At 61.1% G+C, this 22,495-nt stretch carries 15 protein-coding genes; 9 read left to right on the top strand and 6 right to left on the bottom strand.

Annotated features, from left to right (window positions below):
- Positions 1 to 264: 264 nt before the first annotated feature.
- The gene (locus ABIE28_RS06810) at positions 265 to 3,984 is read left to right on the top strand and encodes a vitamin B12-dependent ribonucleotide reductase (RefSeq protein ID WP_354061336.1); all 3,720 of its coding nucleotides are present in this window, start codon (positions 265 to 267) and stop codon (positions 3,982 to 3,984) included.
- A 21-nt stretch (positions 3,985 to 4,005) separates the two neighbouring features.
- Entirely contained in the window at positions 4,006 to 5,067 is a 1,062-nt protein-coding gene (locus ABIE28_RS06805; protein ID WP_354061334.1) for a hypothetical protein, read from the top strand.
- Between the two features lie 163 nt (positions 5,068 to 5,230).
- Here ABIE28_RS06805 and ABIE28_RS06800 read toward each other — a convergent pair whose 3' ends face one another.
- On the bottom strand, positions 5,231 to 5,374 hold the full coding sequence (locus tag ABIE28_RS06800; RefSeq protein ID WP_354061332.1) for a hypothetical protein: 144 nt from the start codon (positions 5,372 to 5,374) through the stop codon (positions 5,231 to 5,233).
- Between the two features lie 84 nt (positions 5,375 to 5,458).
- On the opposite strand from ABIE28_RS06800, the gene ABIE28_RS06795 reads away from it, so the two are divergent.
- Positions 5,459 to 5,809, top strand: coding sequence for a hypothetical protein (locus tag ABIE28_RS06795; RefSeq protein WP_354061331.1), 351 nt, complete (start codon positions 5,459 to 5,461; stop codon positions 5,807 to 5,809).
- 15 nt (positions 5,810 to 5,824) lie between these two features.
- Here the strand turns inward: ABIE28_RS06795 and arr are convergent, their stop codons facing one another.
- From arr to ABIE28_RS06770, 5 genes are all read right to left on the bottom strand, one after another.
- Entirely contained in the window at positions 5,825 to 6,238 is a 414-nt protein-coding gene (gene arr, locus ABIE28_RS06790; RefSeq protein ID WP_354061329.1) for an NAD(+)--rifampin ADP-ribosyltransferase, read from the bottom strand.
- 139 nt (positions 6,239 to 6,377) lie between these two features.
- Positions 6,378 to 7,772, bottom strand: coding sequence for an HlyD family type I secretion periplasmic adaptor subunit (locus tag ABIE28_RS06785; RefSeq protein ID WP_354061327.1), 1,395 nt, complete (start codon positions 7,770 to 7,772; stop codon positions 6,378 to 6,380).
- On the bottom strand, positions 7,769 to 9,919 hold the full coding sequence (locus ABIE28_RS06780) for a peptidase domain-containing ABC transporter (protein WP_354061325.1): 2,151 nt from the start codon (positions 9,917 to 9,919) through the stop codon (positions 7,769 to 7,771). The genes ABIE28_RS06785 and ABIE28_RS06780 overlap by 4 nt, the downstream gene beginning before the upstream one ends.
- Positions 9,920 to 9,939: 20 nt before the next feature.
- Complete coding sequence (locus tag ABIE28_RS06775) at positions 9,940 to 10,248, bottom strand: hypothetical protein (protein ID WP_354061323.1); 309 nt, start codon at positions 10,246 to 10,248, stop codon at positions 9,940 to 9,942.
- Positions 10,249 to 10,276: 28 nt separating this feature from the next.
- Positions 10,277 to 15,946: a DUF4082 domain-containing protein gene (locus ABIE28_RS06770; RefSeq protein ID WP_354061321.1), complete on the bottom strand. Its 5,670-nt coding sequence runs from the start codon at positions 15,944 to 15,946 to the stop codon at positions 10,277 to 10,279.
- A gap of 393 nt (positions 15,947 to 16,339) precedes the next feature.
- Between ABIE28_RS06770 and ABIE28_RS06765 the strand changes: the two genes are divergently transcribed.
- The 6 genes from ABIE28_RS06765 to ABIE28_RS06740 all read left to right on the top strand — a co-directional run bounded on the left by ABIE28_RS06765 (position 16,340) and on the right by ABIE28_RS06740 (position 22,181).
- Positions 16,340 to 17,833, top strand: a complete 1,494-nt coding sequence (locus ABIE28_RS06765) for an ABC transporter substrate-binding protein (RefSeq protein WP_354061319.1) — start codon at positions 16,340 to 16,342, stop codon at positions 17,831 to 17,833.
- 212 nt (positions 17,834 to 18,045) lie between these two features.
- Positions 18,046 to 18,993, top strand: coding sequence for an ABC transporter permease (locus ABIE28_RS06760; RefSeq protein ID WP_354066413.1), 948 nt, complete (start codon positions 18,046 to 18,048; stop codon positions 18,991 to 18,993).
- A complete protein-coding gene (locus ABIE28_RS06755) occupies positions 18,990 to 19,841 on the top strand; it encodes an ABC transporter permease (RefSeq protein WP_354061317.1) in 852 nt (283 codons plus the stop codon). The genes ABIE28_RS06760 and ABIE28_RS06755 overlap by 4 nt, the downstream gene beginning before the upstream one ends.
- A complete protein-coding gene (locus tag ABIE28_RS06750; RefSeq protein ID WP_354061315.1) occupies positions 19,838 to 20,635 on the top strand; it encodes an ATP-binding cassette domain-containing protein in 798 nt (265 codons plus the stop codon). The genes ABIE28_RS06755 and ABIE28_RS06750 overlap by 4 nt, the downstream gene beginning before the upstream one ends.
- A complete protein-coding gene (locus ABIE28_RS06745) occupies positions 20,632 to 21,378 on the top strand; it encodes an ABC transporter ATP-binding protein (RefSeq protein WP_354061313.1) in 747 nt (248 codons plus the stop codon). The genes ABIE28_RS06750 and ABIE28_RS06745 overlap by 4 nt, the downstream gene beginning before the upstream one ends.
- A gap of 11 nt (positions 21,379 to 21,389) precedes the next feature.
- Complete coding sequence (locus ABIE28_RS06740) at positions 21,390 to 22,181, top strand: DUF1684 domain-containing protein (protein ID WP_354061311.1); 792 nt, start codon at positions 21,390 to 21,392, stop codon at positions 22,179 to 22,181.
- The last annotated feature ends 314 nt before the right edge of the window (positions 22,182 to 22,495 follow it).

The raw sequence follows: 22,495 nt of genomic DNA, 5'->3' as shown, positions 1-22,495 counted from the left end.
GAACCACTAGACCTTGTGATTTCTGTCGTTGACGCTGGCTTTGAATCGGCAGAATGTTTTCGACGGTCCGGTACACATGCTGTTACGGACAAGTCCTCGGCAAGAGTGCAGGCAATCAGACCAGCACCACAGTCTTGGCACAGGCAATTTCGCGGGTCCGCCAAACGGGCCCGGTTGGTGAAGCGTCAACACAGATTTGGATGAGAGGCCGGATTTCGGCTCGCGAGCATGTGTGTGCTCGTTACATTGGGGATTACGACGACAATGCGCATCGAACGCCGGTTTACCACCGCCAATCAGGACCGTTACGGCTCCCTCGAATTCCGCTCTGCCACGAGCGAGATTCGCAACCCCGATGGCTCGGTGGTGTTCAAGCTCGAAGACATCGCAATCCCCTCGACCTGGAGCCAGGTCGCGGCTGACATCATTGCACAAAAGTATTTCCGCAAGGCTGGCGTCGCCAAGGCCTTGAAGAAAGTCGAAGAAAACTCCGTGCCGTCCTGGCTGTGGCGCTCCGTCCCCGACGAAGCTGCGCTCGCCAAGCTGCCCGAAGCCGAACGCTATGGTTCGGAAATGGACTCGCGCCAGGTGTTCGATCGCCTGGCCGGCACCTGGACCTATTGGGGCTGGAAGGGCGGCTATTTCGATAGCGAAGAGGACGCACGCACGTTCTTTGACGAACTCGCCTATATGCTGGCCACCCAGCGCGTCGCGCCAAACAGCCCACAGTGGTTCAACACCGGTCTGTTCTGGGCCTATGGCATCGATGGCCCCGGCCAGGGGCACTTCTATGTGGACCCCTTCACCCACAAGCTGGTCTCGTCCAAGAGCTCCTATGAGCACCCACAGCCACACGCCTGCTTCATCCAGTCGGTCAATGACGACCTGGTCAATGAAAACGGAATCATGGACCTCTGGGTCCGCGAAGCGCGCCTGTTCAAATATGGTTCGGGCACCGGCACCAATTTCTCGGCTCTGCGCGGTTCGGGCGAAAAGCTTTCGGGCGGCGGCAAGTCTTCTGGCCTGATGAGCTTCCTCAAGATCGGCGATCGCGCTGCTGGCGCCATCAAGTCGGGCGGCACCACGCGTCGCGCCGCCAAGATGGTCGTGCTCGATATCGATCACCCAGATGTGGAAGAATACATCAACTGGAAGGTCAAGGAGGAGCAGAAGGTCGCCGCTCTCGTGACCGGCTCCAAGGTTGTCTCCAAGCACCTCAAGCTGATCATGAAGGCTGCCGTGAACTGCGAAGGTTCGGGCGACGATTGCTTTGACGTAGCCAAGAACCCCGCTCTCAAGCGCGAAGTGCGTGCTGCCAAGAAGGCGCTGGTTCCCGAGAACTACATCTACCGCGTCATCCAGTTCGCCAGGCAGGGCTACACCGATATCGAATTCCCGGTCTACGACACCGATTGGGATAGCGAAGCTTACCTGACCGTTTCCGGGCAGAATTCCAACAACTCGGTCCGCGTGACCGACGACTTCCTGCGCGCCGTTGAAGGCGACAGCGACTGGGATCTCAAGGCTCGCGCCACCGGCAAGGTCACCAAGACCCTCAAGGCCCGCGATTTGTGGGAACAGGTTGGTTACGCAGCATGGGCATCGGCTGATCCCGGCATCCAGTATCACACCACCATCAACGAGTGGCACACCTCGCCTGAAGCGGGCCCGATCAATGCATCGAACCCCTGCTCGGAATACATGTTCCTCGACGATACCGCCTGCAATCTGGCATCGGTGAACCTGCTGCCCTATCGCAACGAGGACGGCTCGTTCAACACGGCCGCCTATGAGCACACTGTCCGCCTGTGGACCATTGTGCTCGAAATCTCGGTGATGATGGCGCAGTTCCCGTCCAAGGCGATTGCCGAGCGCTCGTTCGAATATCGCACCCTGGGCATCGGCTACGCCAATATCGGCGGCTTCCTGATGACTTCGGGCATTCCTTATGACTCAGAGGCTGGCCGCGCCATTGCCGGTGCCGTCACCGCCATCATGACCGGCGTCAGCTATGCCACGTCCGCTGAAATGGCCAAGGAACTCGGCCCCTTCAAGGACTACAAGCGCAACGCCAAGCACATGCTGCGCGTCATCCGCAACCATCGCAACGCCGCCCACGGCAATGCGACCGGCTACGAAAACCTCTCGATCACGCCTGTTCCGCTGGACCATGCTTCGCTGATCGACGCGAACCTCAGCGAACGCGCCAAGATCGCCTGGGACAATGCCCTCGCGCTCGGCGAAAAGCACGGCTACCGTAACGCGCAGGTTTCCGTTATCGCGCCGACCGGCACGATCGGTCTGGTGATGGATTGTGACACCACCGGCATCGAGCCCGATTTCGCGCTGGTCAAGTTCAAGAAGCTCGCCGGTGGCGGTTACTTCAAGATCATCAACCGTGCGGCTCCTCCAGCCCTGCGCACCCTCGGCTACTCGGAATCCGACATTGCCGAAATGGAAGCCTATGCCGTCGGCCATGGCAACCTGAACCAGGCACCCGGCGTCAATCCGACAACGCTCAAGGCCAAGGGCTTCACTGACGAAAAGATCGCAGCCCTCAACGCCGCGACCGCTTCGGCCTTCGACATCAAGTTCATCTTCAACCAGTGGACGCTTGGTGCCGACTTCCTCAAGAGCCTGGGCGTCACCGACGAGCAGCTCAATGACTTCACCTTTGAGCTGCTGCCGTTCCTGGGCTTTTCGCGCAAGGACATCGACGCGGCCAACCTGCACGTCGTCGGTGCGATGACGCTCGAAGGCGCGCCGCACCTCAAGGATGAGCACCTGCCCGTGTTCGATTGCGCCACACCATGCGGCAAGATCGGCAAGCGTTACCTCTCGGTTGAATCGCATATCCTGATGATGGCTGCGGCCCAGCCCTTCATCTCGGGCGCGATCTCCAAGACCATCAACATGCCAAACGACGCCACCGTCGAAGAAGCCAAGGAAGCCTACATGCTGTCCTGGCGCCTGGCGCTCAAGGCCAACGCGCTCTATCGCGACGGCTCCAAGCTCAGCCAGCCGCTGAACTCTTCGGTTCTGGCTGCGGCTGACGAGGATGACGACGAAGACCACATCGAAAACCTCGTTGCGATGAACGCCGATGCCCGTATCCCGCTCATCGCCGAAAAGATCGTCGAGCGGATCGTTGAGCGCGAAATCGAAGTGCGCAACCGCGAAAAGATGCCAGACCGCCGCAAGGGCTATACCCAGAAGGCCGTCGTTGGTGGCCACAAGGTCTATGTCCACACCGGCGAATATGCCGACGGTCGCCTGGGCGAAATCTTCATCGACATGCACAAGGAAGGCGCCGCCTTCCGCGCGATGATGAACAACTTTGCCATCGCCATCTCGATTGGTCTGCAATATGGCGTGCCGCTGGACGAGTTCGTGGAGGCCTTCACCTTCACGCGCTTCGAGCCTGCCGGCATGGTCATGGGCAATGATCGCATCAAGAACGCGACGTCTATCCTCGACTACGTGTTCCGCGAACTGGCCGTTTCCTATCTCGACCGGGATGACCTTGCACACGTCAATCCCGACAGCCCGACTTCGCTCGGCAAGGGCGTTGCCGAAGAGCAGGCGCCGTCGCACGCTGCGAACAGCCCTGCCCCGGTGCCCGCCGAGCGCTTTGTCTCCCGCGGCATGACCCGCGGCCGCGTTGCCAACAAGTCGCTGATGATCGTCTCGGGCGACCACCAGTACAATCCTGTCCAGGCAATGCAGACCTCAACCGTGACCGCGCTGCGCACCGCCACGGCCCTCAAGCAGGAAACCCAGATCGCTCCGGCGGCCTTCGCTCCGGCCGAGCTCAACCCAATCCCGAGCCCGCCCACCCAGAAGGACCCAACCCTGCTCCGCGCCGAAGCCCAGATGAAGGGCTACACCGGCGACCAGTGCACCGAGTGCCACAACTTCACCATGGTCCGTAACGGCACCTGCCTGAAGTGCGACACCTGCGGCACGACGACAGGTTGCAGCTGAGTCAGGCTGCAAAATTTAGCAATGGCGGTCAACTCGAAGACGTTGTTCGTTCTGGGAGCCGGTGCCAGTAAGGAGATCGGCTTCCCAACCGGTGCCGAGCTGAAGCACAAGCTAGCGGCCCGCCTTAACATTCGATTTCCTGACGGCTGGACCCAGTCGTCAGGAGACCCAGCTATAACTGATGCTTTGCGGTCAGTTGTCGAAGGCCCTAAAGGCCGTGGGGGCGATATAAACCGCTACCTCGATAAAACGCGGCGGATGGTAGCGGCGTTACCGTTGGCGCTTTCCATAGACAATTACATCGACGCGCAGGAGGATGACGATATTGCTTTCCTAGGAAAGCTAGCGGTCGTCCGAGAAATTGCCGAATGCGAGAAAAATAGCGCCATATACTTCAAGGAAGTAAGCGACGTTCCAGCCATGCTTGGAAGAGTGACCTCAACTCACTATCACGGCCTATTTCAGCTACTTACTGAGGGACTACGCAAGAGCAATGTCGAAGATATATTTGAGAATGTCTCATTCATATCCTTCAATTACGATCGCTCTCTTGAATGGTACCTTCAACACGCGATTCAGAATTTTTTCTCGCTTGATGATAGTCGGACAAAAGAAGTTATGTCTCGCCTTCAAGTAATACACCCATATGGAACGATAGGAAGCTTGCCAGCTGTTGCTCGCCAAAATAATGCAGTGCGGTTTGGGATTTCGGGGCGCGATGACTATGTCGACTTGGCGAAAGGCATTCGCACATTCACCGAGCAGATAAGCGACGAAGCACTTTCACTAGCTATAGACATAGAAGTGAAATCTGCGGTGCGGATGGTTTTTCTCGGCTTCGGCTATCACGACATCAACATGCAAACCTTGGCAACGACGGGAAAAACGAACCTGAGGCAAGTCATAGGAACCGCCTATGGTTTCTCAGAATCAGACATTGACACAATTAAGAGTTCCGTCGTCGCCAGCTTTTCCAGCGTAGCGTCAAACCCTACTTTCTATTCTAGCGAGAGGGTATCACTTCGTTCCGACCTCAAATGCGCTGCAATATTTGACGAGTACGGACGCACACTCAGACAGTAGCCCCAGATACTGGAACGCGCGACGTACCGTGTCTAAATCGCTGGGTCTAGGAAATCGAACATCACACATGCATTGCAGATTTTCTGCGTTCTCGTTCGACGGACACCCATTAAAAACACCGCCCCAAAGGAGCGGTGTTTTTCATTTTGGATGACCTGCAAGCCTAGTTTTGCTGGGGCGTCAGGAAGGTGTCGATGATGTAGTTCCAGCTGGCATTGTAACGCTGGAATTCGTCTTGGCAGCGCAGGACGCGGCGGGTTGGGAGGACGTTGAGTTCGTCGGTCTTTGACAGCCAGTCGTCGAACAAGCGATCATTGTCTGGTATCCCGCGTGACGAAGCCGTCGCTCTGGATTAGTCTCTCCCGGCTAACGACTGCCAGGAGCTTTTGCCATGCCGCGCTTCCTCGCCGTTTACACTATGCGTCACGAAGACTTTGATCGTTTCCGCGCCATGCCCAAGGCTGAGCAGGACGCTGTGGATGCTTTGGGCGTCCAGCAATGGGCGGCATGGGAAGAGCGCCATGCCGGGTCGATCCTCGACAAGGGCGGCATGGTCGGCAAAACAATGCGGGTGAAGCGGGATGGCATTGCCAGCGCCAGCAACGCGCTGTGTGGCTATCTCGTCGTCGAAGCCGCGACCATCGAAGATGCCGCCCGGATTTTCGAGACCCATCCCCACATCACCACCTTCCCCGGCGATGGGGTGGACATCATGCCCATCGTAACCGACCCCGCGCCCTGACGAAGGGCGGCGACGCTAGTCGATCGCCTCGACGCCTTCCTGCCGCCGCCGTTCCACCATGTCCTTCATCGCCTGCAGCTGTTCGGCCGGATGACCCACCCAGCTCTCCACCTCGCCAATCACTCGTACCGGCTGCTGCGAGCGATAGGATTTTGTCGGATTACCGGGAAACTTCTTATCCGTCAGGTTCGGATCGTCGACATGCGGCCCGGTGGGTTCAACGATATAAATCCGCTGCGCCCCATCGCCGAGCGCCAGCTCGGCACCCCAGACAGCCGCTTCCAGCGTCGCCGCGAAATAGACCCACGACGCCCTGTTCCCCTTGCCATAGTTGGACCTAAAACCGGGCGAGATCAGATCGCCGATACCGAACGCGGCGCGCGTGCCGTGATAGAAAGGCCCGCTAATACCCTCAGCTGTGGCCGCCATGCGTCTCTCCCTTCGAACGAAGACAGGCGATCATAGACTCAGAAGCCGGGCTTGAAACAAGCCCATCGCGCTCCCTAGATCAGAGGTAGCAGGTGCACATGGGCACCTTGATTGTTCCATGATGTTTCCAGTTGAACCCTCAAGGCTCGCGCAGGCTTTCGTCTAGCCCCCGGATCAGGGGGTAGAGGAAGTAGGAGATGATGCTTCTTTCGCCGGCGTGGATTTCGGCGGAGACGGTCATGCCTGGCAGGAGGCGGAAGGTTGTGGGGACGCTTTTGAGCTGGTCTTGGCCCAGGGCAATGCGGATTTTGTAGAAGGCGGCGCCGCCGGCGGGATCGGCGCCGGCCGGTTTGGCGAAGGAGTTTTCGCTGATGGAAACGACTTTGCCGTCAATCGTGCCGTGTTCCTGAAACGGAAATGCGTCGAACTTGACCCGGGCAGCATCGCCAGCGGCCAGATGGCCGATATCGTTGCTGGCGACCGTTACTTCGACTTCCAGCGGCACGTTGAGCGGCACCAGCGTGATCAGCGGCTCGGCGGGCTGCACGACCGAGGACACCGAACGCTCGGCGACTTCGAGCACGGCGGCGTCAGCGGGCGCGATCAGTTGTGACATCGAGGTCCGCAAGTCCACCTTGCGCAGCTCTTCGCTGGCGCCGGCCTGCTTGTCTTCGAGGTCGACCAGCGCCTCCATGGCGAGACGCCGATAGTCCTCGATATAGTTCTGCCGCTCGGCCTGCACCTGTTCCAGTTGCTGGACGGCCTCGGCATATTGGCCGTTGACCTGCGCCAGCGTCACCTGCAGATCAAGGCTGAGGTCGCGGCTTTGCATGAAGGTCAGCTTGGACACATTGCCGGTATCGGCGAGTGTGGCGTGCATGGTCTGGATTTCCTGCAGGCCCTCCAGCCGCTGTTCCAGCTTGGCCTCCTGCGCCTTGGCAGCTGCCATCGTGGCATTGCCGTGCCCGATCTGGGCGTCATAGTCGTCGAGCTTGGCTTGGTAGGCGGCGAGGCGCTGCGCTGCCAACTGCCCCTGCATCAAGGCTTCGGCTGACGCATTTGGCGGCGGCGTATAGGCCGTGCCGGCGAGCTCGGCTTTGATCCGATCGATCTGCGCCTCGAATCCCGTCAATTTGGCCTGCAATTGCCCCGTGTCGGAAGACGCAAAAGTCGGGTCGAGTGTTGCCAGCAATTGTCCCTTATGGACGATGTCGCCGGATTTAACCTCGATGGTGCGGATAATTGACGTTTCAAAGGGCTGCATGACCAGCGTTGGCTGGCTGGTGGTTAGCTTGCCCGGCGCCACGACAATTTCGTCGATCTGCGAAACACTTGCCCAGTAGATGCCGCATCCGATCGCGAGGGCCACGAGGTAGAGCGTCATGCGGGCGGTAACGGGCGGTTTGCGCTCCTCCAGCGCGATGGCGTCGGTCTGGAAATCCATGACGGCGGGTTGCTTGACCGAGGAGACGAGCTTCAGATCAGGCTTGTTCGGCGGCTTGACCAGCCTTGGACGCCTCTGAGCGACACTCATCCTGCGAGCTTCATCTGCTGGTTCCACAGATGTCGGTAAGTCGTGCAACGCGATACCAATTGGCTATGCGGCCCGACATCGACCAGACGGCCGCGATCGATCACCAGAATGGCGTCGGCATCGGTCAGCATGGAGAGGCGATGCGAGACGATGATTACCGTTCGTCCGGCCGCGATGCCCTTGATGCTGCGTTTGACGATGGCTTCGCTTTCTGGATCGAGCGCACTGGTGGCTTCGTCGAGGATCAGGATTTTCGGATTGGTGACGAGGGCCCGCGCAATCGACAGGCGCTGGCGCTGGCCGCCGGAGAGGTTCTCGGCCCCCTCCTCTATCAGCGTGTCATAGCCGCGCTGCATCTGCTCGATGAACTCCACGGCGCCCGCCAGTTTGGCCGCCTCGACCACTTCTTCAAACGTGGCGTCCGGCTTGGCCGCGGAGATGTTCTCGCGCACCGTGCCGCGAAACAGGAAATTGTCCTGCAGCACGACGCCGACGCTGCGGCGCAGGTGGTTGAGATCGAGTTCGCGCAGGTCATGCCCGCCGATGCGGATCAGACCCTGCTGGATCGGGTACAGCCCCTGGATCAGCCGGGTCACCGTGCTTTTGCCCGAGCCGCTGCGGCCCACCACGCCCATGATGGAGCCATCGGGCACGGTGAAACTGATTTCGTTGAGCGCGAATGGCCCGTCCGAGCGATAGCGGAACGCCACGTTCTCGAAGTCGATATTGCCCACCAGTTCGGGGCGCAGGCCTTCGGTACGGTCAGAGCGCTCGACCTTCTGGTTCATCACCTCGCCCAGCATGCGCACCGACAGCGCCACTTCCTGATATTCGTGCACCATGGTGACGATCTGCACCAGCGGCCCCGAGACGCGCCCGGCCAGCATGTTGAACGCGATCAGCGCACCGACCGTCATGCTGCCGTCAAACACATGCAGCGCGCCGACACCGATAATGGCCACGCCCATCAGTTTTTCGAGCAGCCCCGTAACCGCCTGTGCGGTGATCGAGATGGTTTCCACCTTGAAGCGCGTGTTGATGGTCTGGGCGGAGCGATCGTCCCAGACGCGGCGCTGCTGCGGTTCCATCGCCAGCGACTTGAGCGTGCGGATGCCGTGGACGGTCTCGACCAGCAGGCCCTGACGCGCGCCCTCGGCTGCATAGAGCGCCGCCAGCCGCTTGCGGAAGGGCGCGATCAACGAGGCGACGACCACCCCGATCAGCGCACTAAAGCCCAGCACGATCATCGACAGCGTCGGGCTATAGAGAAACAGCACCGGCACAAAAACGAACAGCGACATCGCGTCGAGCAGGGTCAGAAACAGCCTGCCGGTCAGAAACTCGCGGATGCGGCTCGATTGCTGCATGTGCTTGACCAGCACACCCGCCGAGGCCTGCTCGAAAAAGGTGATCGGCAGATCCAGCAGATGCCGGAATGTCTTGGTCGCAACACGGATATCGATCCGGTTGGTGGCATAGATCAGCAGATAGCGCCGTAGAAAAACGAACACCGCCTCAAACAACAGCGACACGCAAACGCCGATGGCCAGCACCGACAGCGTGGCATAGCTCTGGTGTACCAGCACCTTGTCGATCACCAGCTGGAAAAACATCGGCGTCGCCAGCCCGAGCGCATAGAGAAACAGCGCCGCCACCGCGACATCACCAAACAGGCGACCCTGATGCATGATTTCGGGCACGAACCAGCGGAAGCCGAACGGCTGTTCCGGATCGGCAATGGCATAGCTGCGCTTGGCCAGCAGCAGGTCGCCGTTCCAGTGCTTGGCAAACTGCTCGAGCTGGACCGTGATCAGTCCACCGGGCACCTCGGCCAGCGGATCGAACAGGCGCAGGACAACCGCGCCGGCCTCGTCCTTGCCTGCTCCCAGCACCGTGATCCAGTTGCCGTTCTGTAGCCGGGCCAGCGCCGGATAGGCCTGCCCCAGGCGCAGAATAGCCGCAGGTTTCAACCTGGTCCGGCGCGCCTTGAGCCCTGCGTCGCGGGCCATGCGCAGCATGAGGTCGAACCCGACCCCCTCGTCGCGAATGGCATATTCGGCGATCAACCGTTCGGCGTCGCCATCAAAACCATGGTGTCGCAAGGTGGCCGCAAGACATTCCGGGCCGGTCTGAACTGGGGGCTGCATGATGGCGCGTGCGCCGCCTCTCAGGCAAAGTTGGGTGACGAATTGTGGTGGCCATTGCCATTGGTCTTGCCCTTGACCGGCACGACCACATCATCGGGCTCGTTGCGGCGAATGGCGCCCGCCTCGATCAGCCCGTTCATGGCCTTTTGCAGCACATCAAAACTGTTGGCGAAGCCTTCGAGCGACATGACGATGCGTTGGCGCAGCTCCGGCACAGGTTGGCCGGTGTCATCGCGCATGGTGGCCGACAGGCTCACCAGGTCGATGCGCACCACCGTTCCCGTCACGGTGATTTCTCCGATAGCGTCGGCGTAGAGTTCGCCTTGCATGATAGTTGTTCCCTGTTCTGATGCCGGCTCAGGACGCCAGCTGTCCGTTAAAGACCACGTCGACATAGTAGTTGGAGGCGTTGTAGCTGTTGGTCGGGAAGGCGCTGGCGCCGCCATAGGCATAAAGGCCGTTACCGCCGCTCGACGCGCTCGAAGGCGCCGTGAGCGGCCCCGAGGTGACGGGCGATGCGAAGCCGTTGGCGCTCGCCGAGTAATTGCCATTGCTGTGATAGGACACGATGTAGGTCGTGCCGGCCGTGATGGCGATTGGCGTCGCGAAGGACGCGGTCTGCCAGCCGCTTGCCGTTTCGTTCTGGAACGTCAGGGTGCCGAGTTTGACGCCCGCCGAACTCCACAGCGTCCCGGTATGGGTGCCGGTGTTCTGCGCGCCTTTGTAGAAGCGCACGCCGGTGATCGTGCCGGCCTGCGAGCTGGTGAACTTCATGCCCAGCTCGACCCCGTTCGGATCGTTGACCGTCGTTGTGGTCGGCACTGCCGTATTGGGAAACAGCGACGTTCCGGCGACCGGTGGCGCGACTGTCAGCCCCACATTTGCCGATGCCGTGCCCCCTCGCCCATCCGAGATCGCGTAGCTAAAGCTCGCAGCGCCGGAATAGTCGGTATTGGGCGTGAAGGTCACGATATTGGTCTGGGGGTTAAAGCTCACCGTGCCGTTCGTTGCCCCGCTGACGCCCGTCACCACCAGCGGATCGCCATTGGCGTCGGTGTCGTTGGCCAGCAGTGTAGCCACCGCGATCTGCAGCGGCGCGTTGCGCTGGGTGGTCAGGCCGCTGTCATTGTTGGCAACCGGCGCTGTATTGGCGCCTTGCTGGTAATAGACGTCGACCCAGTAATTGGTGGCATTGTAACTGCTGGTCGGCAGGACTGTGTTGGAGCCGTAGGTGAAGAGGCCATTGGTGCTGCCCGTAACGCTCTGCGGTGCGGTCAGCTGGCCATTGGTTGTAGCCGTGCCGAAATAGGCGCCGGTGGCCGAATAGTGGCCGTTTGGCGCATGGTAGGATACGATGTAGCTGGTGCCCGCCGAGACCGCGATCGGGTTGCTGAAGCTGGCCGATTGCCAGCCCGACGCCGTCTCATTGCCGAAAGTCACCGTGCCCAGCTGGGTGCCGGTGGCACTCCACAGCGTGCCGGTATGGGTGCCGACATTCTGTGCACCCTTGTAGAAGCGCACGCCGGTGATGAAGCCTGCCGAGGCGACCGTGAACCGCATCCCGAGTTCAACCGATGCACTGTCATTGATGTTGGCTGTCGCAGGCGTGGCATTGGCGGCAAACACCGTACTGCCGGTGATCGGCGTTGTAACGTTCAGCGCCACCGCCGCCGATGCGGTCCCGCCCCGGCCATCGGCCACGGCATAGTTAAAGCTCGCCGCGCCCGTGTAACCGGCGTTTGGCGTGAAGGTCACGATATTGGTCTGGGCGTTGAACGCGACCGTGCCATTGGCCGCGCCGCTGACGCCGGTAATGGTCAGCGGATCGCCGTCGGGGTCGGTGTCATTGCCCAGCAGCGCAGCGGCGGCGATCTGCAGCGCCTGCCCCTGCGCCGTGGTGTAGCCGCTGTCATTGCCGGCAACCGGCGGCCGATTGGGTGCGGCAGCAATGGTGAGATTGACCGTCGCGTTGGACGTGCCACCACGCCCATCGGCAATGGCATAGACAAAGGACGCCGCCCCCGAATAGCCCGCCGTCGGGGTGAATAGCACACTGTTGGTCTGGACGTTGAACGTCACCGTGCCATTGACCGCATTGCTGACGCCGGTCACCGAAAGCGGATCGCTGTCGGGGTCCGTGTCATTGGCCAGCAAGGCGCTGGCTGCCAGCGTCAGGGCCGTATTGAGCGGCGTCGTGAAGCCGCTATCATTCGTTGCAACGGGCGCCTGGTTGGTGCTGGCGGTCGAGTTCATCACCACATCGACCCAGTAATTGGTGTTGCCATAGGTGCTGGTCGGCATGACATTGCCGATGCCATAGGTGAACACGCCATTGCCGGCCGCCGGTGCGGTCAGCAGCCCGTTGGTATGGGCCGTCGTGAAGTAGTTGGGCGTCGTGGCATAGTGGCCATTGCTGTGGAAGCTGGCCGTATAGGTCGCCCCCGCCGCGATCTGGACGGGATTGCTGAAGCTCAGCGTCTGCCAGCCACTCGCAGTCTCGTTTTCAAAGGTCGCCGAGGCCAGTAGCGTTCCGGTGCTGCTCCACAGCGAGCCGGTATGGGTGCCGACGTCAGTGGCGCTCTTGTAGTATTTGATCCCGGTGATGATCCCCGCTGCCGACGCCACGAACTTGACGCCCAGATTGACATGGGCCGTGTCGGTGCTGGAAAGGCTGCTCGGCGTGTCGCTGGGCTGGAACAGCGAACTCTGGCTGACCGCCGTCACCACATTCATACTGACCATGGCCGAACCGGTGCCGCCGCGACCGTCCGAAATCGAATATCCGAACGTCGCCGTCCCGGTGTAACCGGCATTGGGCGTGAAGGTGATGGTCTGCGCCTGTGCGTTAAAGGTCACCGTGCCACCCGACGCTGCCCCTGCCCCGATAATGGTCAGCGGGTCGTTGTTGGGATCGGTATCGTTGGCCAGCAATGTTGCCGCCGAAAAGGTAATCGGCGTGTTGCGCTGCACCAGAAAGCCATTGTCATTGTTGCCGACCGGCGGATCGTTGGCGGTGACCGCGCCACTGAACACCACATCGACCCAGTAATTGGTGCCCGATGACGAGATGGTTGGGAACGCGTTCTGGTTGGCATAGGTGTAGACGCCATTGGTCGAGGTCAGCGCGCCGCGTGTATGCGGAGACACGAAATAGTTCGACGATGCAGCATAGCCGAGCGTGCCGTAATAGCTCGCGACATAGGTGGTTCCAGCCGTAATAGAGATCGGCGCATCAAAGATCACCGTCTGCCAGCCGCTGGCCGTTTCGTTCTGGAACGTGGCTTTCGACAGCAGCGTCCCGGTCGAGGTCCAGAGCGAGCCGATATGCTGGCCGGTATTGCCCGCGCCCTTGAAGTAGCGCAGTCCCACAATGCTGCCCGACGTGTTGGCGCTGAAGGTGACGCCGACATTGACTGGCGTCGGATCGACCACATAGGGCGTTGCTGGGGTTTCGTTTGGCCCAAACAGATTGCCCGAACCACCCTGGCTCACATTGACCGTTATGCCGGTGCTGGGCGTCTCCAGGTTGACGCTGTCATCGACTGCCCGCGACAGGATCGTGTAGTTGCCGCCAATGATCGGCGTCCAGCTATAGGTCCAGTTTCCGCGCCCGGTCGCCCTGTGCCATGTGGTGCCTCCATTGGTCGACACTTCCACCACCGATACCAGTCCACCACCCGCATCGGTCGCCGTCCCCGTGATGGTCACAGTCTGCGCCGCCGTCAGTGCGCCCGCCGCTGTCGGCGAGGTGATGATGCTGGTCGGCGCGAGATGATCAGTGGTCTGATTGGCTGCCACGAGGCTCTGCATCAGCGTCGTCGGCTGCACGCCCATATCGGCAAAAAGGTTGATCATCGACTGCTGCACATTGCGGTCGATCGGCGTCGCTTCATTGTCGTGATGGCTATCGAGCCCCCATGACCAGTAGACCGTACCTGCGCCGAACACCAAGGCGCCGCTGGGCGCACGATAAAGCGTCAGACTGTGTTGCGCCGTGCCCGGCCCCACGGCATTGCCATAGTCGAGCAGCAGGGAATTGACATCGACCGTGGTCGACGACAGTGGCACCAACCCGGCTGGCCGGAAGCCGTTGTCCAGATCGGAGTCCCACTCATAGCCGAGCAGGTTCTTGGTCAGCGTATAGACCTCGCCGGGCTCAATCCCGGCCACGGCCGTATTGCTCCAGAAGCGCAGGTTCGACATATCATAGGGTACATCGATGGCATCGAGCCGGTAGGAATCGACCGTAAAGATCGTGCCTGTCAGGCTGTTTTCCGGCTTGCCTGAACCCAGCAGCGGGTCGCGCCAGGTCGAGGTTGTGCCATTGACGTCGCTATTGGCGTTGTCCCAGCGCTCCTTATACGAAACCAGCGTCTTGTAGGGCGTGCCCGTGCCATCGATGCTCGATTCCCAGCGCGTCTCCCAATAGACCTCGTTGCCGCTCCAGAATGACAGGTTGACGCCCGCATCGCGTGCCGCTTCGACATTCGCCCGCTGCTCGCCCGACCAGTATTCGTCATGCCCGACCGACAGGAAAATCTTGCTATTCAGCAGCTGCGCCGCATTGGACGCGCTATCGATGCCTGAGATGTAATTGACGTCGTAGCCGTTCTGCTCGATGAACCGGATCGCCGAATATTCCGCCCCGAAGATGAAGTCCTGCGGCCCTGCGGAAAAGCCACCGTCGCGCGAAATGATCGGCCGGTTATAGCTCACCGCACTGGCGCGCCCTTCCCTCCCGCCCGCATCGATGCCGCCGTAAAAATTGTAGCCGCCCCACCAGTTATAGGCCTGCCAAGTCGTGTCGGATGTCTGGAAGGTAATGTCGCTCGGTGCCTGGTCGTCGCGCACGATGAACGGGATCATGTTCTCGCCGCCCGAACCATCGAGCCGCGTCAGCTTGGCGAAATAGACGCCCGAAACGGCATCCGCCGGAATGTCCCAGGATGTCGAAACCGACCAATTGCCGGCATCCACCAGCTTTGTGGTGGGGTCAAACAGCGGCACCGGCTGGCCCTGCGCCGTGGTGAGGGTGCGATTGATCGTGTGCACCAGCCGCGCGCCATCGCCGCCATAATAGCCCAGCCGATAGATATCGACGCGGTAGTTCTTGGAATCGGTGTTGATCTTGAAGTCGACCCTCTGGCCGTGGTTGAGCGTGAACTCCGCCGCATAGCCTTCGATGGACGCATCGGCCTTGCCGATCATCCAGACGCTTTCCGGCGTGCCCTGCTTCTGGTTTTCAAGCACGATGGCATTGGGCGCCGCAGCCGCTGTGAGTGACGAAGTGCCAGCGTTGTCGGTGCGTGCCGACGGCACAGTCAGAGCCGGCGCAATCTTTTCGGCGCCTGCTGCCTCTTCGGATGGGTCGTAAAATATCAGCGTGCGCGGCGCATAGCCCGTCGGCTTGCCATTGCCTGCTGCCGGGCCACCCGTGCGCACCGAGCACATGGTGCAGGCGCGCCCGGTGCAAGACCCGCATGGCGTCTGTGCCGCAGCGGCCAGCCAGCTCGCGCGCCAGTCAACAACCGCCGCCGAAGCCTCCGCCGCATCGGGCGCTGTGGCTGCCGGCGCGTCGACCGGCGCAATCTGAAATCCTGTCGTCGGCGCAGGCACCACCGCCGGCGTCGTCGCCGCAGGCGCAACCGGCGACAGCACAGGCGCCGCCGGCTGAATCGACGTTTCCGATGCGGTCACCGGCGCTGTTGGCGACAGCACCGGTCCTGTCGAAACCACCGAAAGCGGGTCCGCGTAGGACGATGTTACCGCGTAGTTCCGCCCTGGGGCCCCATCACCTTTGCCCGAAAACACTTGGTGCAAGCCATGCTTGTCGTGCCCGTGAAAACCGCCCCCTTCGCCCGAAGCCAAAGCGCCCCACGACCGTCCACCGTCACGCCGATACCGCACGACAGACTTCGAGCCATCCGACGGCTCACGCGTTTGAACGACGGAGCGCGTCGCGCGTCCCGAAAACTTGCTGGACAGCGTGATGGACTGGGCAAGAACAGAATTGCTGTAGGTTTTCATGCGCTCCCCCAGAAAAAGACAAGGAACGTTCGCATGCGGCCCGGGACGCCGAAATCAATCGAAGGATTATTGCCGGGTTAGTCTGTGGAGGCTTCTAACGCCATTGGACGTGCCTCAAGCGCAGCCAGATCATCCTGGGCACCCGCACGGTCCTAGGACGACAATCCCACCGTTCGACCCAAAGCCCGCCCGGCAGACCTTCGGCGCATCCATGGCTGTCTCTGAAATGAGATTTTCACCCGCATGGTTGGCGCAGGAAGTCATTTCTACCCGCCCAAGGAACATGCATTTATAAACTAACCTGCGGATGGGGTTTTGGTTGGGAAAGCGATATTTGTTGCTCAAGAGTTGTGGGCGGAGCGTCCGCACTCACCCACTGACAGGACTCCTCCCATGTCGATTATCTCCCGCCGCAACCTGCTGGTTGCCGCCCTGCTCGCAAGCGTTGCCGTTTCCCCGGCCGTTTTCGCCCAGGATTACGACGCCGACGCCACCATCCGTATCGGTTCGCTCTATGAGCCACAGAACCTCGATAACACCGCTGGCGCTGGCCAGGGCATCAACGAAGCCTTCAACGGCAACGTTTACGAAGCTCTCTTCCAGCTGACCGATGCCGGCACCGTCGAGCCAAAGCTCTCCGCCGACTACAAGGTCAGCGAAGATGGCCTGACCTATACATTCACCCTCAAGGACGGCGTCACATTTCACTCCGGTGAGCCTCTGACCGCTGCCGATGTGAAATACTCCATCGAGCGCGTTACTGCCGAAACCTCCAAGAGCTCGCGCAAGAAGAGCCTCTCGACCATCACTGGCATCGAGACACCAGACGACAATACCGTCGTCATCACCCTTTCTGCTCGCTCCATCTCGCTGCCTTACAATCTCAGCTACGTCTGGATCGTCAACGACAAGGCTGCCGACATCACCGCAACCGAAGACGGCACCGGCCCCTACAAGCTCGAAGAATGGCGTCGCGGTTCGGCCCTGTCCCTCGCCCGCTTTGACGGCTATTGGGGCGACAAGCCAACCAATGGCGAAGTCGTCTACCAGTATTTCACCGACGCAACCGCGCTCAACAACGCGCTGCTGACCAACGCCGTTGATGTCATCACCTCGGTTCAGAGCCCCGATTCACTGGCGCAGTTCAGCGGCAACGCCGCCTACACCGTCACCGAAGGCGCTTCGACCACCAAGGAAATCCTGGCCTATAACGACCGCGTCGCACCGTTCGACAACGTCAAGGTTCGCAAGGCTCTCGCCCGCGCCGTCGACAAGGCAAAGCTGCTGAACTCCATCTGGGGTGACTACGGCACGCTGATCGGCTCGTTCGTTCCGCCAACCGACCCATGGTATGTCGATCTGACCGGCGTTGATGCCTACAACCCAGACAGCGCCAAGGAACTGCTGACCGAAGCTGGCTATCCAGATGGCTTCGAGTTCACCATCGACACCCCTGACTACGATCCGCATCCACTGGTCGCCCAGTTCCTGCAGAGCGAGTTTGCCAAGATCGGCGTCAAGGCGAACATCAACATCATCACCGCCAACGAATGGTACACCAAGGTCTACCAGGAGAAGAACTTCCAGGCGACGCTGCAGGAACACGTCAACCACCGCGATATCGTGTTTTACGGCAATCCAGACTTCTACTGGGGCTACAACAACCCGGAGGTCGTCAAGTTGATCGCTGATGCGGAATCGGCTGTCTCGGTCGATGAGCAGACTGCCAAGCTCACCGAAGCCAACAAGATCATCGCCGAGGACGCGGCCAGCAACTGGCTCTACCTCTATCCCCAGATCGTGGTCTCTGCCTCGAACGTCACGGGATACCCGGTCAACGGCCTGAACTCGCAGTTCTTCGCCTACGACATCCAGAAGGCCAAGTAAGCGGCTTAAAACGTTCATCCTTCTGCGCCACAAGCATAGCAGGATGGCCTGAAAAGCACTCACGCGATCAACGTCGAAATGTTAGCAGTGTGCTAACGAATTCAAAGGGTCGGATACAATGGCGACAGCCATTTGTCCGGCCCTTACCAATGGGCTAGGATCATTTTCCGGCCCACATAAATCGAAAGACCAGACCCATTCTCGCCTACACCCTGCGCCGTTTGGTCATCCTGTTATTCTCGCTTTTGGTAGCAGCCGTGGTGCTGTTTATCCTTCTCCGCCTATTGCCCGGCGATCCGGCCAATGCGCTGCTCGGCGTCGGCGCCACCGAAGCCCAGATTGCCGCCGCGCGCGCCCAGGTTGGCTCCGATCAACCACTTTACGCGCAGTTCATTTCCTTCATCGGCAATCTCGCCCGTTTCGATCTCGGCACCTCCTTCGTCAGCCGCGCATCGGTGGTCGAAGAGATCGGCAACCGTCTCTCAGTCACCCTGCCCCTGACCATTCTCGGCTTCGTCACCGCCCTCATTATCGCCATCCCACTCGGCATCATCGCCGCCGTCCGCTCCACCAAGTGGTATGGCGCGGCCATCTCCGTGATCTCCCAGCTCGGCATCGCCATCCCGGTTTTCTGGGTTGGCATCCTTCTGGTCTCGTTCTTCGCCATCAATCTGCGCCTGCTGCCGTCCGGCGGTTTCCCGCTCAAGGGCTGGGCCAATTTCGGCGAAGCCAGTACGGCGATGATCCTGCCGGTCCTCACTATCGCGCTGGTCATGTCCGCCTCCATGCTGCGCTATGTCCGCGCCGCAACGCTTGAGGTTCTGGGCAGCGACTACCTGCGCACCGCCCGTGCCCTTGGCTCTTCTTTCCCCGAAGCCTTGATCCGCCACGGCCTGCGCAATGGCGCGGTTCCGGTCATCTCCATTCTGGGCATCGAGCTCGCCAGCACCTTCCTCGGCGCCGTGGTCATCGAGCGCGTGTTCAGCCTCCCCGGCCTCGGCTCCATGCTCCTGCTGGCCATCCAGCAGCGCGACTACCCAAACGTGCAGGGCGTGCTGTTCATCTCGACCTTGCTCGTCCTGCTCATCGGCTTTGCCGCTGATCTCACCCAGCGCATTGTTGATCCGCGCCTGCGCGATCGTGGAGCCGGCACACCATGACCGCCATCGACCAGATCACCCCATCGCGACGCCGCAGCTGGAAATCCGTCACCCTCTGGGCCGGAATTATCCTTGTATCGCTGCACGTTATCGTCGGCCTGCTGACGCTCGTCTGGACGCCCTATGACCCCAGCGCCATGGCTGGCGGACGCCTCGAAGCGCCGTCCTGGCTGCATTGGGTGGGCACGGACCGCCTGGGTCGCGACTTCCTTACCCAGATCATGATCGGCTCGCGCATCGCCCTCACCGTGGGCATTGGCGCCGTCGCCATCGGCGCAGCAATCGGCGTCACGCTGGGCCTTCTGGCCGCCTTCGCCAGCAAGTTCCTCGATGACGCGCTGGCCGCAGCACTCGATATCCTCATCGCCTTCCCGACGCTGCTGATCGCCATGCTGGTGGTCGCCGCCAGCGAGACTGCAACCCTTGGCTCGGCCATTCTCGCCCTTGGCATTGCCCTCTCGGCCATCGTCGCGCGCCTCACGCGCATCCTCGCCAAACGCGTGCTGCTGATGGACTACATCACCGCCGCCCGCACCTCCGGTACGTCATGGCTCGGCATAGTCTTCAGCCACGTTCTGCCCAATATCTGGCCAACCCTGTCGGTCAGCTTCGCCCTGCAATTTGGCCTCGCCGCCATTGCCGAAGCTTCGCTGTCCTATCTCGGCCTTGGCGCTCCACCGCCCAACGCCTCTTGGGGCCGCCTGCTGCAGGAAGCGCAAGGCACCGTCTACACTGCCCCCATCGGCGCCATCGCGCCCGGCATTGCGCTGGTGTCGCTGGTCATTGGCATCAACCTTCTGGCTGACGGATTGCGCGACAGCATCGACCCGACGAGGCGCGCACGATGAGCCTGCTCACCATCGAAAACCTGTCCATCGCCACGCCCCAGACCACTCTGGTGTCCGGCGTCAACCTTACCATCGCCCCCGGCGAGCGCGTCGGGCTGATCGGGGAATCCGGCTCTGGCAAGTCACTGACCGCCATGGCCGCCACCGGACTTCTCGCGCCCGGCATCACCGCCAAGGGTTCGGTCATTCTGGGCGACACACAGGTCATCGGCGCATCAGAACGCAAGCTCAATACCCTGCGCGGTCGCGTCGCCGCCTTCGTGTTTCAGGAGCCGCTAACCGCGCTCGATCCGCTCATGCGCGTCGACCGTCAGATTGCCGAGCCCATCCAGCGTCACGCACCCCATCGCCTCTCCCGCGAAGCGCTGCACGCCGCCGTGCTCAAATTGATGCACGATGTCGCCCTGCCCGACCCGGACCGTATTGCCCGAGCCTATCCGCACGAAATCTCCGGCGGCCAGCGCCAGCGCGTCGCCATCGCCATGGCGCTCGCCTGCGAGCCGGCTCTGTTGATCGCCGACGAACCCACCACCGCCCTCGACGTCACCACCCAGGCGGAGATCCTCGCCCTTCTGGACCGCCTGGTGCGCGAGCGAAACATGGCGCTTTTGTTCATCAGCCACGACCTGCCTGTGGTCGCCACCATCGTTGATCGCGTTGTCGTCCTGCGTCACGGGGAGATCGTCGAAACCGGCCCCATCGCCGGCGTTTTCGGCGCGCCACAGCACGACTACACAAAGTCACTGGTTTCCGCCGCACACGCCTTTGACGCCGCTCTCGGAGGCGCGCCATGAGCCTTCTTACCGTCGATAACGTCAGCTTCGGCTACTCCAAAACCCGCCTCGTCCTCGACGGCGCTTCGCTCGACATAGCCCCCGGCGATAGCATCGGTCTGGTCGGGGAATCCGGCTCGGGCAAGACCACGCTGTTGCGCCTGCTACTGGGCCTTATCCGCCCATCATCGGGCCGCATCACCTTCAAGGCCGCACAGCTCGACCCAGGCAAAGCCGCTTTCATGCGCGAATATCGACGGCAGGTTCAGGTGGTCTTTCAAGACCCCTATTCCTCACTCGACCCGCGCCAGAAGGTCTTCGCCATCGTCGCCGAACCTTTGCGTTCGCTCCGCATCGCTGGCGATCACCGCCAGATGGTCACCGATGCATTGGTGTCGGTAGGCCTCGACGCCAGTGTGCTCGAACGCTACCCGCACGAGTTCTCTGGCGGCCAGCGCCAGCGCATCGCGATTGCGCGCGCCATCGTGTCGGGCCCCAGCCTCCTGCTGGCCGACGAAGCGGTCAGTGCGCTCGATCTGTCGACGCGCATCCGCATCGTGGAATTGCTCAAAGGCCTCAGCCAGACCATGACGCTGGTCTTCGTCTCGCACGACCTCGGCGTCGTCGCCGCCTTGTGCGAGCGCATAGTTATCCTCGAACGCGGCCGGATCGTCGAAAAGGGTTATACCGCCGACATCCTCGCCAACCCACAACACCCCTACACGCAGCGGCTGCTCGCCAGCGTGCCGCGCATGCCAGCCTGAAGGAATCCACCATGTCCGACTATCTCGCCGATCTAGAAGCCTGGAAAATCAAACGCTTAGCAAACCTAAAAGGCCCCGAAGGCTGGCTGAACATCATCGGCCGCTTCTGGCTCGAGAACGGCACCACCACGGTGGGCACCGCCGCCGACAATGACCTCGTCCTCTCGGCCGGCCCCGAGCATGTCGGTTCGCTGACGCAGGACGAAACCGGTGGCGTGACCTTCACCCCAGCCGATCGCAGCCCCCCGCAGGTCCTCGAGCTTGACAAGGCGCACCCACCCCGCTTCACCGTCGGGCAGCTCCTGCTCGAAGTTACGACGCTGAACGGCCAGAACGCCCTGCGTATCCGCGACACCCAGTCCACCGCGCCAGCCGAACTGGCCCCGATTGAATATTTCCCGCCCCGCCCAGACTGGCGCATCGTTGCTGACTGGGTCGCGCTCGAAACACCCAAGGGCATGACAGTAGACACCAGCAAGTCCATCCAGACCGACGTGCAGGCGACCCATAAGGCCGTGTTCACACACGACGGCCAGAATTTCGTGATCTACGCGACCCACGGCACGGCAACCTCGCCGCAGTTCGTAATCCGCGACCTGACCTCGCGCGACACAACCTATCCCGCGTCGCGTTTCGTTTTCGGAGAAGACGTCACCGAAAAGACCATCGTTCTGGACTTCAACAAGGCCATCAACCCGCCCTGCGCCTTCACCGAACACGCAGTCTGCCCGCTCCCACCGCCAGAAAACGTGCTGCCCATCCGCATCGAGGCCGGCGAAAAGCGCCTGGCTGGAGGCCACTAGGGGTTCGTCGAGCACAGTCTCCTCACCAGCAATCTGCTGGTGAGGATGCGCGCATAGTGGAGCTAGGATGCGAAGTGCCGCGCACCAATTCTACTGAGCGCCATGAAATCAGGCGACGGAGCAGCTCTCAGCCTCGCCTCCGCCCCTCCTCACAATTATTTTCCACATCCGCGGAAGAAAAGCTCTGTTGGCTTCGTATACGAGGCATGCCGCTTGCAGGCTCTCGTATCCCTGACCTGAGCGCTCGATATTTGAAGTATTAATCTTACAATTATCGACCAATCGGTCAAAAACTGAAATTCAAACGCATCTAC

The organism is Devosia sp. 2618, assembly GCF_040546815.1.
Taxonomy (GTDB): Bacteria; Pseudomonadota; Alphaproteobacteria; order Rhizobiales; family Devosiaceae; genus Devosia.
This window is presented reverse-complemented; position numbering and strand designations above follow the sequence as displayed.